Origin of the sequence: Corynebacterium sp. HMSC068H04 (assembly GCF_001811255.1) — a bacterium.
In the GTDB taxonomy this organism is placed as follows: domain Bacteria; phylum Actinomycetota; class Actinomycetes; order Mycobacteriales; family Mycobacteriaceae; genus Corynebacterium; species Corynebacterium hesseae.
Genome location: NZ_KV803975.1, coordinates 1 through 14,915 on the forward strand (window position 1 = coordinate 1; position 14,915 = coordinate 14,915).

The following is a 14,915-nucleotide window of genomic DNA, read 5'->3' on the forward strand; positions in this document are numbered from 1 at the left end:
CGAGAAACATGAGTTAGAAGAAATGTTCTAACCATGATTCTACCGACCCCCACCACACATAGCCATAGCCAGCAGTAAATTCACGTCAAGTCGTTACTACAAACGGGGGTAGCCACCACGGGTTAGCTAGGCCGTTCGATCCTCAATCAGTAGCGGTGACTGACACAAAACGAATAATGCCCCACGCGCGTTGTTGGTGGCACGTGGGGCATGGGGATCTACTAGGCGTCGGAAAGCGCGACGCCAGTGAGTAAATTATTCGTACCGCACATCACCGCGCGCGATGTCCTTGCGCCCGTGAACGAAGAAGTAGACCACCGAAGCCACCAGCATCAAGGCAGCCAACATCCAGTACATGACGGAGTAACCCGCCGCGGAGATGATCTGCCCCAGCAGAATCGGACCAAAGCCAATACCTAGGTCTAGCAGCAAGAAGAAGGTCGAGATCCCCGCACCCATTTCGTGCATCGGCACCAGGCGCACGGCGATAGCCTGGCCCGCCGGAAGAATTGAGCCGTAACCAAAGCCCACCAAGGCACCCGCAGCAATGATCTGCCAATCAGCTGCAGCCAGAGCAAGGACTACCAAGCCAGCAATAAAGAAGACGAGCGAGGAATAGATGATGATGTTGTCACCGCGACGATCTTGCAGCTTGCCCAGCACAAAGCGCAGAATGAGGCTCACCACCGCATAGGCCAGGAAGAAGTAGCTAGCGCCCTTCTCCAGGCCCGCATGGGAGGAGTAGCCGTTTAGAAACGTAATGATGCCCGTGTACGCGACGCCAACCAAAAGGATAAAGACGCCAAAAGGCGCCACCGCTGGGTGCACGATATTTCCCAAGGAAAAGGAGACGCTTCGACGCTCCTGCGCCGGTGCCTTGACGACGAGTCCCAACCCCAAGGCCACTACCGTAAGCGTCAGCGCCACCATAAACACGGTGTTATAGCCAGCTTGGTGGACAATCGCCAAACCAGCCGCTGGACCAAAGGCAGTGGCTAGGGTCGTCCCCAAGGCGAAGTAGCCGGTCCCCTCGGCACGACGGTGGTCCGGAATCACCGATTGCGCCACTGCCATCACAGCAGTCGAGGCCACCGCATAACCGAAGCCGTGCAAAATACGGACGGCAAAAAGCATCGGCAACGAGTGCGCTGGCATGTACAGCGCCATGGCTACAGCCACCACAATAAGCGAGGCCACCAACGAGCGTTTTCGCCCAGCCGCGTCAACGATGTAACCGGAGAAGAGACGAGCAATTGTCGCCCCCACCACAAAGGCACTGGACGCAAACCCGCCCGCCGTATCCGAAGCCTGAAACTGCTCCACGGCATAGAGCGCCATGATGGTCACAAGCAGATAGAAGACCGTGAACTGGGCGAAATTTACCAACCACGCAAACACGAATGTCGGCGTAATGAGGGACTGGGATTCAGAGGACGTTTGAGACACCTTCTTCGATAGCGTTATGGAATTAAGACTTCCACACGCTACCAAAGATCAGAGATACTTTCGAATCCAATTCACGGGTTGCACGGCGCTTGACGACGCCCCTACCCGAACAGTTTTCGCAGGTAGGATGAACCAAACTTCCACTCCGGATCCATCTCTTCACGCAGCTCACAGAACTCATCAAATCTTGTATAAAGTTGAGCAAAGTCGTTCCGGGACAGGGAGTTCATCTTCCCCCAGTGCGGGCGCCCACCGGCCGCGCGGAAAATGGGTTCCAGCTTCGGCATGTAGTCCTGCGGATTCAACGCACGCGGAATGTGGAATGCAATGTACATCGACTCACGGCCAGATGCCGTCGAGAGAGCAACGTCATCCGCGGCCGTCGTGCGCAGCTCCATCGGGAATCCGATGCGCCAGTCCTGTTCATCGATGAAGCGACGGATTTCGCGGACGGTGGCGGGGCCGTCGGCAAGCGGCACGGCGTACTCCATCTCGTGGAAACGAACCCGGCGCGGGCTGACAAACACGTCGTGGGCGGCGGAACGGTAGCGATTATGAGAAATGACCGAGGTGGCGAACTTATTAAGGGTCGGAATCGTTCCCGGAATCAGGCGCCCCAACGCCAAGGCGGCGGCAAAGGCGCCGTTGCCGATGAGCTCGTCGTCGATAAGCTGCTTAAGCCGTGAGCGGCGCTCCCCATTCGGTTCGAGGCGCGTGTTGGCCTTGACCATGGCGCGGTCGGTATGCGGGAACCAATAGGACTCGAAGTGATCGACGCTGCGGGAGAGCTCCTCCCAATTATCCATCAGCTCATCGAAGTCAATGCCAGACTCCTCAGCCAGCAGGTCGAAGGCATCCACGCACTGCATTTCAACTTCGACGACCACGCCGAGCGCGCCCACGCTGACGACTACGAGGCGCAGGAGCTCCGGGTCCTCGTCGATGGAATAGGTGCGGGTGTTGCCGTCGGCGTCGATAAGCGTCAGCCCAGTGACCGTCCCCGCAAATCCCGTGTAATTGATGCCGGTGCCGTGGGTCGAGGTCGAAATCGCACCCGCCAGCGATTGCGGGTCCACATCGCCCTGGTTAGCCAGGGCAAGCCCAAACGGGCGCAGGAGCCTAGGCACATCCCGCAAGCGAGTGCCGGCCAGGAACCGGACGCGTTTGCGCTGCTTATCGACGCTCACCAGCCCACTCACGTGGTCTAGGTTGAGCATCGTCTCCTCCCCTGCCGCGATGGGAGTGAAGGAGTGGCCGGCGCCCACCGCACGCACGCTGCGGGAGCGGCTAATAATTCCGGGGATCTCGTCTATGCGGGAGGGCTGTACAAACTCCTGCGGTTTCGCAGCAACCGAACCTGCCCAATTGCTAAATGTGGTTGTCATCGGAGTGTCCATCCTTGTCCTCTATAGGTGTCCCATACATCAACGCCGTCGTGCCCGACGGCGAGGAGGCGGTCGACGTTTTCTGTCATCTCCCCCGCCTTGGCGTGGCGGAACCACACCAGGTCCTCGACGCTCAGGTCAGCCCCGCGCAGCGGAGTCTGTACCTCACCGGCACCCTCCGTGCTGGAGTAGCTAAGGCCCGCCGGCCACACCGGTACGGGGACGCGATCCTTCGCGGGAGGGCCGGAGGCGATCCAGCCGCCGGAGTTGACCGTGGCCCAGCCCGGCGCGGGCACACGGGATACTTGGCAGACGAAGAACGCGGCCGCCTTGTGGTTAATGCCAGTGAAATCATCGAAGATCGCTGGCGTATAGAAGCCGGAGCCAGCGGCCAGCTCGGTCAAAGTTCCCTCGGCCGCGGATTCCTGGAGGCTGCCCGTGCCACCGCCGTTGACGAATTCGATGTCCGCCACCTCCCGCGCGGCCGCCACGCAGGCTCGGCGCCGCGGGGCGAGGTCCGCCATGGACTTTGAACGCAACCAACGCTTGACCGCTCCCACTGGACCTGGCAGGCCATCCGCGACGGAGGCCACCTGGCCTTCATAAGCCATGAGCCCCACAAGCCTGTGCCCGCGCCGAACGACTTCACGCGCCAGCGCTGAGACCTGTTCCGGAGTGCGCACGGGCGAGCGCCGCGGGCCGATAACCGCACCCGGCAAGTGGAGCGTGCAATCAATATCGATGGCCACGCGTACAGAACCCTCGAGCAGGCTCAACAGCTCCACGCTATCCACCATGACGGTGATGGATTCGCGCGCCGTGTCATCTGCGGCGAGCTCACGCAGGGCTTGACGGTTAACGCTCGGGTAGGCCACTACGATGTCGCGGAAACCCTCCCCGACCAGATGCAGCGCCTCCGGTACGGAATACGCGAGGATGCCTCGGTAGCCCTCATGCTCGAGGGCACGGCGTAGTGCCGCCACGCTGCGTATTGACTTCGAGGCCACGCGGATGGGCAGTCCCCCGGCGCGGGTGGGCATCTGTGCAGCGTTGTAGTCGAATGCATCGAGGTCGATAACGCCGACGGGCGCTGAGCTTTCACCGGACCTGACGAGCGGCTCAACGGCCGAACGCACCTGGGCCTGTGGAGTGGTCGCGAGGATTGGCATAGCGTCATCCTAACCACAACTAGTTTAGTTTGTGAGACAAATCTCAAAAAACTCATAGCGGCATCCCATATTTTTGGGACAATAGACCGCATGAAAACCTTCACTCAGACACGCCTGCCCCAGCGAGTGCACAATTTCTTGGATACGGACCCCGCCCGCGATGTTCGCGGCACGGGTGAGCAGAACCAAGCTCACGCGCCGTTTAGCGGTGACAAGCTCTTTAGCTTCCCCGTCGCCACCGCCGGGGACGTCGAGAAGGCAGTCACCTATGCGCGCACCGGCGTCGGGCAAGGTGACCGCGCCGCTATCCTGCTGCGCCTGCACGACCTCGTTCACGAGAACGAGGAGCTCATCCTCGACCTGATCCAAGCCGAAAACGGCAAGTCCCGCTCCCACGCCTATGACGAGCTGATGGATCTATATAACTGTGCTCGGTTCTATGCCGTCAACATCCGCAAAGCTTTCGGAAACGACCGCCACCCCGGCGCGCTTCCCGTGCTGACCAAGACACGCACGCAGTACTACCCACTCGGCGTGGTGGGGCTCATCTCCCCGTGGAATTACCCACTGTCCTTGGGCGTGGGCGACGTCCTGGCAGCACTCTCCGCCGGCAATGCCGTGGTACACAAGCCGGACTCCCAGACCACGTTGACGGCAATTCTGCTGCGACGCCTAGCCATTGAGGCGGGCCTTCCGGAGGCCGCCTGGCAGCTGGTTCCCGGCCTGGGTGCCGAGGTGGGTGACGCCCTGGTTCCTCTGGTGGATGGGCTCTCCTTTACCGGTTCCACCCAGGCTGGCAAGTCGATTGCCACCCAGGCCGCGGGGCGCCTCATCCCCACCATGCTGGAGTTGGGCGGCAAGAACCCGATGCTCGTGCTTGACGACGCCCCCCTTAAACCCACCGCCCAAGGTGCCGTACGCACCGCCTTCTCCTCCTCCGGGCAGCTGTGCATGTCCGCCGAGCGCGCCTATGTCCACGAGAGCGTCTTTGAGGAGTTCCTCGCAGAACTCAAGAACGCCCTGGACCAGCAAGTGCTCGGGGCAGCATTCTCCGATGCTGCCACCATCGGCTCGCTGACCTCGCAGCGCCAGCTCGATGCAGTAGTTTCCCACGTCGAGGACGCCCTGTCCAAGGGCGCCACCGTGGTATATGGCGGAAAGGCTCGGCCGGATCTTGGGCCCTTCTTCTATGAGCCCACCGTGCTCACCGGCGTGACCCCAAAGATGGATCTCTATGCCACCGAGACTTTCGGCCCAGTGTTGGCGGTATACCCGGTGAGCTCCGATGCCGAGGCCATCCAGCGCGCCAATGACACCACCTACGGTCTTTCTGCCTCAGTATGGTCCGGAAATTCCCGCCGCGCGTGGAAGGTTGCCTCCCAGCTAGAGGCCGGCATGGTCAACATCAACGAAGGCTTCGCCGCCGCCTACGGTTCTATCGCCGCGCCAGGTGGAGGCGTCAAGGAATCTGGCCTGAACCACCGCCACGGTATTACCGGCATGCGCCTGTGGGCCAACGAGCGCACCGTGGCCGAGCAGCGCCTGCACCCGCTTGCGCCGTCGGAGTACGTCTCACCGGAACGCTTCCGCCAGCTGGTTTCGACGGGCATGCAGCTGATGAAGACCTTCCGGCTCTAATGTAGACAGCCATGAAGGAACTTAACCGCGACGAACTTCTAGCCCGCCGGCTCATTGCTCAAGGCCTCGCCCCATCGGCCGCGAGGCCATCGCTCGCCTCGGCGCTGGACGTCGCTGAGCATCTCCTCGCTCTGCAGGGGCAGACCTACGATGCCGGCATCACAGCACTAGCCCTTCGCGCCGGCTGCACTGATCAAGAGGTGCTCGGTGAAGTTGGACACTATCGCGTGGTGCGCTGTTGGCCACAGCGCGGCACGCTGCACTTCATGCCGGCTGCCGACGTCCGCTGGATGTCCCGCTTGCTCTATCCGCGCGTGGCCTCCAGCCAGAAATCCCGGCGACCGAGCTTGGGGCTCAGCGAAGACATGATGGCAGCAGCTTCGGAAGCACTACATGGCGCAGCCACCGAGCCTCTCACTCGCACGGAGGTCTACGAGATTTTCGCTGAGGTTGGAGTGGACCCCACAGAAGGCAGGGGCTCCCACCTACTCCGCGCATTCGGCGGTGCCGGTGACTTGGTACAGGGCCCAAAAGCTGGCAACCAAGAGACCTTCCTCCATGTCGATGCGCTACCTACCGTCCAGCGTGAACCGGACCAACCGCTCTCAGAGCTAGCCCAGCGCTATGTCGAAGGCCACGGCCCCGTATCCGTAGCCGACCTCCAAACATGGTCCAAGCTCAGCAAATCCCAGGCTGCCAAGGCTCTTGCGAGCACGGAGGCCACGATCGTTAGCCATGATGGGCAGACACTGTGGATGGCGGGCTGGCAGGAGGATGTCACCGCGAGCGAAATCGACGGTGCCTTAAAAATCCGGCTCGAACTCCCCGCCTTCGACGAATACCTGCTGGGCTATGCCAACAAGGATTGGATCGTGCCCGATGAGATCCGAGCAAACGTCCTCACTCGAAATGGCCTCAGTTGGCCGTGGGTCATGGAAGGCGGGCGCGGCGTAGCCAGCCTACGGCATCCGTAGGATGCGGCGATGAACCGTTCCTTCGGGCTCGACATGGATAAACACTTCCGCACCGGGAAAAAGCTCATCGATGGCGTCTTCGATGCGGTCGGCGATTGTGTGCGAGTGCAGCACCGTCCACTCGCCGGGAACATCCATGGTGAGGTAAACAAGGCGCTGGCGCCCTGCCGCGACCGTGCGGCGTGAGGTGAAGGAAACATCGTGACGGCCCTCCAGCTCATTGAGAAGCGCGTCCAGCTGGGCGTGCTCTTCCTTCGGTAGAGACTCCGACAACAGGGAGCTCAAGGATTCCTTGAGCAGCTTGTACCCAGTCCACAAGATGTTAATGCCCACTGCCAGCGCGATGACGGGATCCAACCACAGCCAGCCAGTCAGTGCGACCGCACCAATGCCGAGGAGGACGCCGACGGACGTCCAGACGTCGGTAAGCAAGTGCTTTCCGTCCGCCTGCAAGGTAGCTGAGCGGTGTTGCTTGCCTGCACGCACAAGCAGGAGGCCCACGCCCAAGTTCAGCAAAGAGGCGATGAGTGACAGTAAGAGGCCGAGCCCAGGTTGCTCCAGCGGCTGCGGAACCAGAAATCGGCGGATGGCCGTGTAGATGATCATCGCGGCGGCCACGAAAATCATCGCGCCCTCTACCAACGCGGAAACATACTCGGCCTTGCCGTGGCCGAACTGGTGGTTTGCGTCTGCCGGCTTCGCCGCAATTTTGATAGCCACAAACCCCACGACGGCGGCTACGAGGTTCACACCGGATTCGAGGGCGTCGGAAAGAAAGCCCACCGATCCCGTCGCCGCAGCAGCGACGACTTTGAGCGCGATCGTGGCCACTGCGGTGGCAATGGAGAGCTTCATGAAGCGTTCGAGCAGCAGTTGCTCGGTTGGAAGAGACATGTGCGTCTTTCTATATGTCCTTCGCTGAGGAAAATTTCTATTTACCGTGAGTCAGGGTACCAAGGGCGAGTGTGCACGTACTGTTCACGCATTGTTTACCGCGTGTGGTCGTAAAGTACATACACCGTCGTTAGTTTGTACTTCATGTCCAAAGACATATCTCCCCCAGTTCTCCTCTTCGATTTCGACGGCACCGTTAGCCTGGGCCACGGGCCCGTGCTGGCCTATGCCCGCCACATCGGGGAGGCAACCGGAAACCACTCCATCCCCCACACCGCCGAACGCATGCTCTCAACGAACGACGCCTCCCTAGTGCACTATTGCGACGGCTACGACCTCGTCCGCAGCCTCGCCGCGGATTGCGATGTCCCGGAGGACTCCTGCCAACAGGCCTACATGGCCTCCCGACTAAACCTTGCGGACACCGGAATCAAAGCGCCCGAAGGCCTCGCCGAGTTTCTAGGCTCGTATCCCGGCCGCGCGGTTCTCGCCACCAACTCCCCCGAAACTGGCCTCGCAGAGGCGCTAAAGGTTTTGGGGCTGAGCAACTCCTTCGACGCCATCTACACGAGGGTGGGCAAGCCCGACGGCTTGACTCGAATCCTCGAATCTGATTTCCCCGATAGCCCCATCATCGCTTTCGGCGATATCTGGGATTTCGATCTCGCTCCCGTGACTGCCCGTGGCGGGCGCACCGTTTTATTGGAAACACCGTTCGCCACCCCCGCAGACGCCAACCCCACGTGGCGCGCTCAGCGCGTCACCGACATCTTTTCTGAACTATCTTCCGCCTTCTAGCACTCCACCCCTCGACACAGAAAGACATTCTCATGCGCCGTTTCACCGCCCTCGCTGCCTCCGCCCTTGCACTGTCGCTCTCCCTGACCGCTTGCTCCTCTGATTCCTCCTCAACCGATGACTCGAACTCCCCCGACAAGCTCACCCTCGCGCTCATCCCGAACGAGAAGGTCAACGATCTCGTCACCACCGCAAAGCCGCTGACTGACTACCTTTCCGAGGAGCTCGGCATCGAGGTCGAGGGAGTCGTGACCAAGGACTACCAGGCCGCCGTCGAGGCCATCGGCTCCGGCCAGGCAGATATCGCCATCGCCTCCGCCGCGCAGCTGGCCTCTGCAGAAGACATGTACGGCGCTCACGCCGTACTGCAGGACGAGCGCTTCGGCGCGGATTCCTACGCCGGCCAGTTCGTCACCAACAACCCCGACAAGTACTGCGAGGACGAGCCGGTGGCCTCCACCTATGCTGCCAGCGGTGCCGACTACCTGTACTGCAACGGCACCGCCACCCCGGAGGAGAACAAGGGCCAGGGTCCGAAGGGCCTCGAGGCGCTCAAGAAGATCGATGGGGAGACCACCGTCGCCATGCTGGGTGCTACCTCCCCCGCCGGATACCAGCTGCCGGTCATGGCCATGGAATCCCAGGGCATCGACGTCGACAGCCTCAAAAAGGTGCCAGTGACCTCCAACGATGCCTCCATCATGGCGGTCTACAACGGCGATGCCGAGGTGGGCTTCAGCTTCTGGGATGCGCGTTCCACCATCGACGCGTCGGAGGCCCCAGGTCTGGCCGAGAAGCTCGTGGTCTTCGGCTACACCGACATGTACCCCAACGGTGGCGTCGTGATTTCTGATGAGGTGCCGGAGGATCTGCGCGGCCAGATCACCGACCTCATGGACGGCTTCTCCGAGGTTGATCCGGACACCATGTCCGCCATCTTCGACATCACCGACTGGGTTCCCGCCAAGCAGGAATCCATCGATATGGCGCGCAAGGTCAACGAGCGCTTCGCCCAGTAGCCTGACGCCCCTACTCAGAAAGGCTTCACCCATGACGGAGGAGAAAGCGTGGGGAATCCGCTTCGAGAATGTCTCGGTGCGCTACCCCAACGGAACGCTGGCGCTCGACGACGTCTCCGTGGACATCGCTCCCGGCGAATTCGTCGCCATCGTCGGCCTGTCCGGCTCTGGCAAATCCACGTTCATCCGCAGCATCAACGGCCTCGTGCAACCGACATCCGGCAAGATTTTCGTCGGCGACCACGAGATTTCCGCAGCGAAAAGAGCACAGCTGCGGAAGCTACGCGGCCGCATCGGCATGATCTTCCAGGAGTTCAACCTAGCCGACCGCGCGAGCGTCTTCTCCAATGTCCTCGTCGGGCGCTTTTCTCACAATCCCAGCTGGCGCACCCTGTTGGGAATCTCTACCGCCGAGGACAAAGCAATCATCGCCGAGGCCCTCGACTCCGTAGGGATCCTCGACAAGGCGTGGAATAAGGCCGGCGCCTTGTCGGGCGGCCAGAAGCAGCGCGTGGCCATCGCCCGCGCCCTGTCCCAGAAGCCGGCGATCATGCTGGCCGATGAACCCGTCGCCTCCCTAGACCCGCCCACTGCCCACTCCGTGATGAAGGATCTACGCCGCATCAATACCGAGCGGGACCTGACCACCCTGGTGAACTTGCACCTGGTGGATCTGGCGCAAGACTACGCCTCGCGCATCATCGGCATTCGCCACGGCAAGATAGTTTTCGATGGGCCCGCCGCGGGCTCCACCGTGGAGGATTTCGAAGCCATCTACGGCCGGCGCATCCGCGAGGAAGACCAGCTGGGAAGTCAGGAGAGCCGGGCATGACGGCGGTACTTCCCCCACGGCAGCGCAACTGGCCCGGCATCCTTGGCGGGCTGGCTGCTTTTCTCGCGCTCACCATCGCCACCTGCGTCCCCGCCTGGGGCGGAATCGAGATCGACTTTGGGCAGATCGCTCGCAACTGGCGCAACGGCGCCGACCGCTTGGCCCTGATGTTCAGCCCCGACTGGTCCATCCTCCCGCGCACGTGGGAGCCGATGCTTGAAACCCTCGCCATGGCCGTCGTCGGTGCCGCCATCTCCGCGGTCATCGCTCTGCCCCTATCCCTGTGGGCGGCGCGGCCCACCAACCCATCGACACCGTGGCGCTCGCTAGTGCGCGGCATCGTCAACGTTGTCCGCGCGGTGCCCGACTTGGTCTACGCCACCATCCTCGTGGCCATGCTCGGCGTCGGTGCCCTGCCCGGCATCATCACGCTGGTGCTCTTCGACGTCGGCATCGTGGTCAAGCTCGTCTCCGAAGCCATCGACTCCGCAGATGATTCTTATATGGAGGCCGGCCGCGCCGCCGGCGGCACGCAAACCCAGATCAACCGGGTTACTGCCCTGCCGCAGACCTGGCCGGTCTTTGCCAGCCAGGTGATCTACTCCCTCGAGCTCAACGTCCGCATCTCCGCGGTCCTCGGCCTCGTGGGCGCTGGTGGCATTGGCCTGCTGATCGACGAAGTCCGCGGCTTCTACCGCTATGACGCACTCTCCGCCATCGTGCTCGAGCTGCTCGTCGTGGTCATCGCCCTGGAGATCGTGTCCGTCAACCTGCGAAAGAGGCTGCGATGAGCACTGCACATGTACTTCCCTCCCGCTCCCGCAGCTGGGGAGTCTTCGCTGCGTGGGCCGGAATCCTTATGATCTTGGCGCTGTCCTTTGGCTACATTCGCGTTGATCTGACGGCTCTTAAAGATTTGCCCTCGAACATCTGGCACTACCTCGTGCTCATGTTCTCCAACCCGGACTGGTCCAAGCTGGGTGAGGCCCTCCTGCAGACCTGGCGCTCCGTGGCGATGGCCTGGATCGGTGCGCTGCTCGGCGTGTTCCTCTCCACCATCCTCGGTGTCCTAGCTGCCAATACGGTCTCCCCGGGGTGGGTATGCCTACCACTGCGCGCGCTGTTTGCCATCATCCGCGCGGTACCGGAGATCATCATCGCCATCATTATCCTCACCGTCACCGGGTTAACCCCGTTTACGGGCGCGCTAGCTCTGGCCATCGGCGGCATCGGCACGCACGCGAAGTGGACCTATGAGGCCATTGAAACCGCACCGACTGGCCCGGCCGACGCGGTCAAGGCAGCCGGCGGCAGCCTGGCAGAAATGGTGCGCTGGGGAACCTGGCCCATTGTCCAACCGGAGCTGGCTTCGCTCGCGCTCTACCGTTTTGAGATCAACGTGCGTACCTCCGCGGTCCTCGGCCTCATCGGCGTGGGAGGCATCGGTGACATGCTCACCGGCTATACGCAGTACCGCCAGTGGGACGTCGTCGGCGTCCTGCTCATCGTGGTCATCGTCATCACCATGTCCATCGACGCCATCTCCGGCGCTATCCGCCGCCGCATCGTGGCCGCCAAATTCACCTGATAGATACCCCTATGACTGATTCCGCCCCACTCTCCGCGCACATCACCACGCGCATGCCGAGCCTGCAGCCCATCGAACAACGCGTGGCCCAGGCAATCCTCGAAGACATGGACTTCGTCCTGCACGCCACTGCGGACCAGCTGGCGGCCAAGGTAGGCACGTCCCGTACCTCCGTCATCCGCACCGCGAAAGCGCTGGGCTACGACGGGTACCAGCAGTTGCGTGTGGCGCTCACGCAGGAGATTGCGCAGCGCCCCACCCCGCCGGCGGGTGCCGATTCCACCCACGTCGGCCGCATGAGTACCGAGATTGCCTCCTTCAGCAACTACCTGCATGGGCTTACTTCCCTGCTCAACGAGGATGAGCTAGCCGCGACAGTAGAGGCAGTAGCGCAGGCCAAGCGTGTTCTCCTCGTGGGCAATGGCCTCTCTGCTCCCTTGGCGCAGACCATGGCGCTGCGCCTCACAAGCATCGGGCGCCCAGCCGAGTTCGTGGCGGAGGCCATGGGCCAGCACATCGCGGCGACGCAACTAGACGCAGAGTGCGTGTGCCTCGTCGTTTCCGGTTCAGGGTCGACCACGCTCACGCTCAAAGCCGCGACCGCAGCCTTCGAGGCGGGCGCGAAGCTCATCGCGCTGACCTCGTTTACCTCCTCGCCCTTGGCGGAGCTCGCCTCCTACACGCTGGTCATCCCCTCCCCGGATGGGACATTTCGTGCAGAGCTGCAGGATGCCTCGCGCGTTGCTTTTCTGCTGGTGCTTGAAGCACTCGTGACGCTGGTGGATTCCCACCTCGATGATTCCGCGGCACGGCGCACGGTGCTCTCCGTGCTCCAATCGGCGATGGAAGATTAATTTCCCAGGTAGGCGTAGGCCGCGGCGATGAGCGCCTGCGTCGCGGTGCTGAGCGTCGGCTGCAACTCCGGAGCAAAACGCGGGTTGTGGTTAGGAATGGACGCGCCATCAGTACGCCCGCCAAAACCCCAGAAGCAATACGGAGTACCAAAGGCATCGGGGATCCTCGAGAAATCCTCCGATGCGGTCCACGGTTCCATGTCGAGGACGTTGTCGCTTCCGAGGACGTCGACAAGCTGCGCGCGCACCTTGTTCGTGACTTCCTCATCGTTGACAGTGAGCGGGTAATTATCGCTTTCGGTGATCTCCGGCTCACGTGGGGATATCGCTGCCTGGCACTCGGCGTTGACGATCCGGTGGATGGCCTCAACGATTTGCTCTCGAATCTCCTCGCTATAGGCGCGGACATTGATGCGCAGGGTGGCCGAATCCGGGATGATATTGGCCTTCGACCCCGCTTGCAGCGCGCCGACGGTCAGTACGGCGAACTGGTGAGGATCGACTTCGCGGGACACGACGGTCTGCAGCCGCAACACTATGGAGCTGGCCAAGACGACTGGATCGACGCTGAGGTGTGGCATCGAACCATGGGAACCGTGGCCATAAACGGTGACCGTGAGTGAGGTCGCTGTCGACAAGACCGGGCCGGGCGCAATCAGTACGGTGCCGGCCGGGGCGTTTTTATCAATAAAGATGTGCTGGCCAAAGGCCACGTCAGGCGTGGGGACTTTGCCGGTAAGTCCCGCGTCCACCATGGATTGTGCACCCTCCGCGGTTTCCTCGCCCGGTTGAAAGAGCGCGATGAAAGTACCGGACCACGCGTCAGTGGCCTTCGCCATCGCTTCCGTGGCACCAAGCAAGGCGGTCACGTGGGTGTCGTGGCCACAGGCGTGCATAACCTCGCCCGTGGCCGAGTAGTCCAAGCCAGTGTCTTCAGTGACGGGCAGGCCGTCGAAGTCAGCGCGTTCTAAAACGGTCGAACCCTCACCGTTGCGGAGGATGCCGACGACTCCCCCGCCGAGTTCAAGCACTTCAACCCCTGGAAACTCCCGGAGCTTGCCCGCGATGACGCCGCGGGTGCGCTCCTCCTCCATGCTGAGCTCAGGATGCTGGTGAAGGTCCTTGTACAGGGCTTCTTGCCACTGCGTGGCATGTGCTGCTCGGTCTAGGATGTGGGCGATACTCATGCCCACAGCCTACGCGCTATGAGCGCACGAGCTAGCCGCCGATCTTGAAATCGCAGACGTCGCCATCCTGCATGATGTATTCCTTACCCTCCTGGCGCACCTTGCCGGCGTTACGGGCTTCCGCCATGGAGCCAGCAGCATCAAGGTCGTCGAAGGAGACGATTTCTGCCTTGATGAACTTCTTCTCGAAGTCGGTGTGAATGACACCCGCGGCCTGCGGTGCCGCGGACCCCTGCCTGATGGTCCATGCGCGGGCTTCCTTCGGGCCAGCGGTCAGGTAGGTCTGCAGGCCGAGGGTGGCGAAGCCGGCCTTGGCCAACGTCGCCAAGCCTGGCTCTTCCTGGCCGACAGACTCCAGCAATTCCAGAGCCTCTGCCTCGTCGAGCTCAAGGAGCTCGGTTTCAGTCTGGGCATCGAGGAAGACGCACTCCGCCGGGGCTACGAGCTGGCGCAGCTCCTCCTTCTTGGCCTCATCGGTGAGGACAGCCTCGTCCGAGTTGAAGACATAGAGGAAGGGCTTCGCGGTCATGAGGTGCAGCTCGCGCAGGAGAGACAGGTCGATCTCGTTGCTCTTGGAAGCAGCGAAGAGGGTGCGGTCATCCTCCAAGATGGCCTGGGCCTTCTTGGTCTCTTCAACGGTTTCTGCCAGATCCTTGTTCTTGCGCGCTTCCTTTTCCAAGCGCGGCAGGGCCTTCTCGATGGTCTGGAGGTCCGCGAGGATGAGCTCGGTGTTGATGACCGAAATATCGTGTGCCGGGTTGACCTCGCCGTCGACGTGGATGACGTTCTCATCAGCGAAGGCACGCACTACCTGGCAAATGGCATCAGCTTCACGAATATTGGCGAGGAAGGCGTTACCCATGCCTTCACCCTTGGAAGCGCCTTCCACAATCCCGGCGATATCCACGAAGGACACGGTGGCCGGAAGGATACGTTCGGAGCTGAAGATTTCCGCGAGGCGGTTCAGGCGGGAATCGGGAAGCTCCACTAGTCCGACATTGGGCTCGATGGTGGCAAACGGGTAATTCGCCGCCAAGATGTCGGAACGGGTCAGGGCATTAAACAAAGTGGACTTGCCCACGTTGGGCAGGCCGACGATTCCAAGTGTAAGACTCACGGGGCCAATCCTAA

The 14,915-nt window shown here is 61.8% G+C and carries 14 protein-coding genes; 8 read left to right on the plus strand and 6 right to left on the minus strand.

Going from position 1 to position 14,915, the window contains the following annotated elements; genetic code table 11:
- Positions 1 to 255 precede the first annotated feature (255 nt).
- The 3 genes from HMPREF2792_RS02155 to HMPREF2792_RS02165 form a co-directional block, all read right to left on the minus strand.
- Positions 256 to 1,446 (minus strand): MFS transporter, encoded by a 1,191-nt coding sequence (locus HMPREF2792_RS02155; RefSeq protein ID WP_070530499.1) that lies wholly within the window; start codon positions 1,444 to 1,446, stop codon positions 256 to 258.
- 101 nt (positions 1,447 to 1,547) lie between these two features.
- Entirely contained in the window at positions 1,548 to 2,831 is a 1,284-nt protein-coding gene (locus HMPREF2792_RS02160; RefSeq protein WP_070530501.1) for a D-arabinono-1,4-lactone oxidase, read from the minus strand.
- Positions 2,828 to 4,000 carry an alanine racemase gene (locus HMPREF2792_RS02165; protein ID WP_070530504.1) on the minus strand — a complete coding sequence of 391 codons (1,173 nt, stop codon included), beginning with the start codon at positions 3,998 to 4,000 and terminating at the stop codon, positions 2,828 to 2,830. The genes HMPREF2792_RS02160 and HMPREF2792_RS02165 overlap by 4 nt, the downstream gene beginning before the upstream one ends.
- A gap of 90 nt (positions 4,001 to 4,090) precedes the next feature.
- On the opposite strand from HMPREF2792_RS02165, the gene HMPREF2792_RS02170 reads away from it, so the two are divergent.
- Both HMPREF2792_RS02170 and HMPREF2792_RS02175 read left to right on the plus strand, forming a co-directional pair.
- Positions 4,091 to 5,638, plus strand: a complete 1,548-nt coding sequence (locus tag HMPREF2792_RS02170; protein WP_070530506.1) for a succinic semialdehyde dehydrogenase — start codon at positions 4,091 to 4,093, stop codon at positions 5,636 to 5,638.
- Between the two features lie 11 nt (positions 5,639 to 5,649).
- Positions 5,650 to 6,612 carry a winged helix DNA-binding domain-containing protein gene (locus HMPREF2792_RS02175; protein ID WP_070524005.1) on the plus strand — a complete coding sequence of 321 codons (963 nt, stop codon included), beginning with the start codon at positions 5,650 to 5,652 and terminating at the stop codon, positions 6,610 to 6,612.
- Here the strand turns inward: HMPREF2792_RS02175 and HMPREF2792_RS02180 are convergent.
- On the minus strand, positions 6,598 to 7,506 hold the full coding sequence (locus HMPREF2792_RS02180) for a cation diffusion facilitator family transporter (protein WP_070524003.1): 909 nt from the start codon (positions 7,504 to 7,506) through the stop codon (positions 6,598 to 6,600). The genes HMPREF2792_RS02175 and HMPREF2792_RS02180 overlap by 15 nt on opposite strands.
- A gap of 144 nt (positions 7,507 to 7,650) precedes the next feature.
- Here HMPREF2792_RS02180 and HMPREF2792_RS02185 point away from each other — a divergent pair, with 144 nt between their 5' ends.
- From HMPREF2792_RS02185 to HMPREF2792_RS02210, 6 genes are read left to right on the plus strand one after another with little or no spacing between them, the layout of a single operon-like run.
- Positions 7,651 to 8,304 carry an HAD family hydrolase gene (locus HMPREF2792_RS02185; RefSeq protein ID WP_070524001.1) on the plus strand — a complete coding sequence of 218 codons (654 nt, stop codon included), beginning with the start codon at positions 7,651 to 7,653 and terminating at the stop codon, positions 8,302 to 8,304.
- Positions 8,305 to 8,336: 32 nt separating this feature from the next.
- Positions 8,337 to 9,323, plus strand: a complete 987-nt coding sequence (locus HMPREF2792_RS02190) for a phosphate/phosphite/phosphonate ABC transporter substrate-binding protein (protein ID WP_070523999.1) — start codon at positions 8,337 to 8,339, stop codon at positions 9,321 to 9,323.
- A 31-nt stretch (positions 9,324 to 9,354) separates the two neighbouring features.
- Positions 9,355 to 10,155 carry a phosphonate ABC transporter ATP-binding protein gene (gene phnC / locus HMPREF2792_RS02195; RefSeq protein WP_070530508.1) on the plus strand — a complete coding sequence of 267 codons (801 nt, stop codon included), beginning with the start codon at positions 9,355 to 9,357 and terminating at the stop codon, positions 10,153 to 10,155.
- Positions 10,152 to 10,946 carry a phosphonate ABC transporter, permease protein PhnE gene (phnE, locus tag HMPREF2792_RS02200; RefSeq protein WP_046649249.1) on the plus strand — a complete coding sequence of 265 codons (795 nt, stop codon included), beginning with the start codon at positions 10,152 to 10,154 and terminating at the stop codon, positions 10,944 to 10,946. Before phnC ends, phnE (HMPREF2792_RS02200) begins: the two co-directional genes overlap by 4 nt.
- Positions 10,943 to 11,743: a phosphonate ABC transporter, permease protein PhnE gene (gene phnE / locus HMPREF2792_RS02205; RefSeq protein WP_070530510.1), complete on the plus strand. Its 801-nt coding sequence runs from the start codon at positions 10,943 to 10,945 to the stop codon at positions 11,741 to 11,743. The genes phnE (HMPREF2792_RS02200) and phnE (HMPREF2792_RS02205) overlap by 4 nt, the downstream gene beginning before the upstream one ends.
- 11 nt (positions 11,744 to 11,754) lie before the next feature.
- Positions 11,755 to 12,597: a MurR/RpiR family transcriptional regulator gene (locus HMPREF2792_RS02210; RefSeq protein WP_070530512.1), complete on the plus strand. Its 843-nt coding sequence runs from the start codon at positions 11,755 to 11,757 to the stop codon at positions 12,595 to 12,597.
- Here the strand turns inward: HMPREF2792_RS02210 and HMPREF2792_RS02215 are convergent.
- Together HMPREF2792_RS02215 and ychF are read right to left on the minus strand one after the other, a co-directional pair.
- Positions 12,594 to 13,784, minus strand: coding sequence for an amidohydrolase (locus tag HMPREF2792_RS02215; RefSeq protein WP_070530515.1), 1,191 nt, complete (start codon positions 13,782 to 13,784; stop codon positions 12,594 to 12,596). The two genes, HMPREF2792_RS02210 and HMPREF2792_RS02215, sit on opposite strands and share 4 nt — an antisense overlap.
- A 31-nt stretch (positions 13,785 to 13,815) precedes the next feature.
- Positions 13,816 to 14,901: a redox-regulated ATPase YchF gene (gene ychF, locus HMPREF2792_RS02220; RefSeq protein ID WP_070530517.1), complete on the minus strand. Its 1,086-nt coding sequence runs from the start codon at positions 14,899 to 14,901 to the stop codon at positions 13,816 to 13,818.
- Positions 14,902 to 14,915 lie beyond the last annotated feature (14 nt).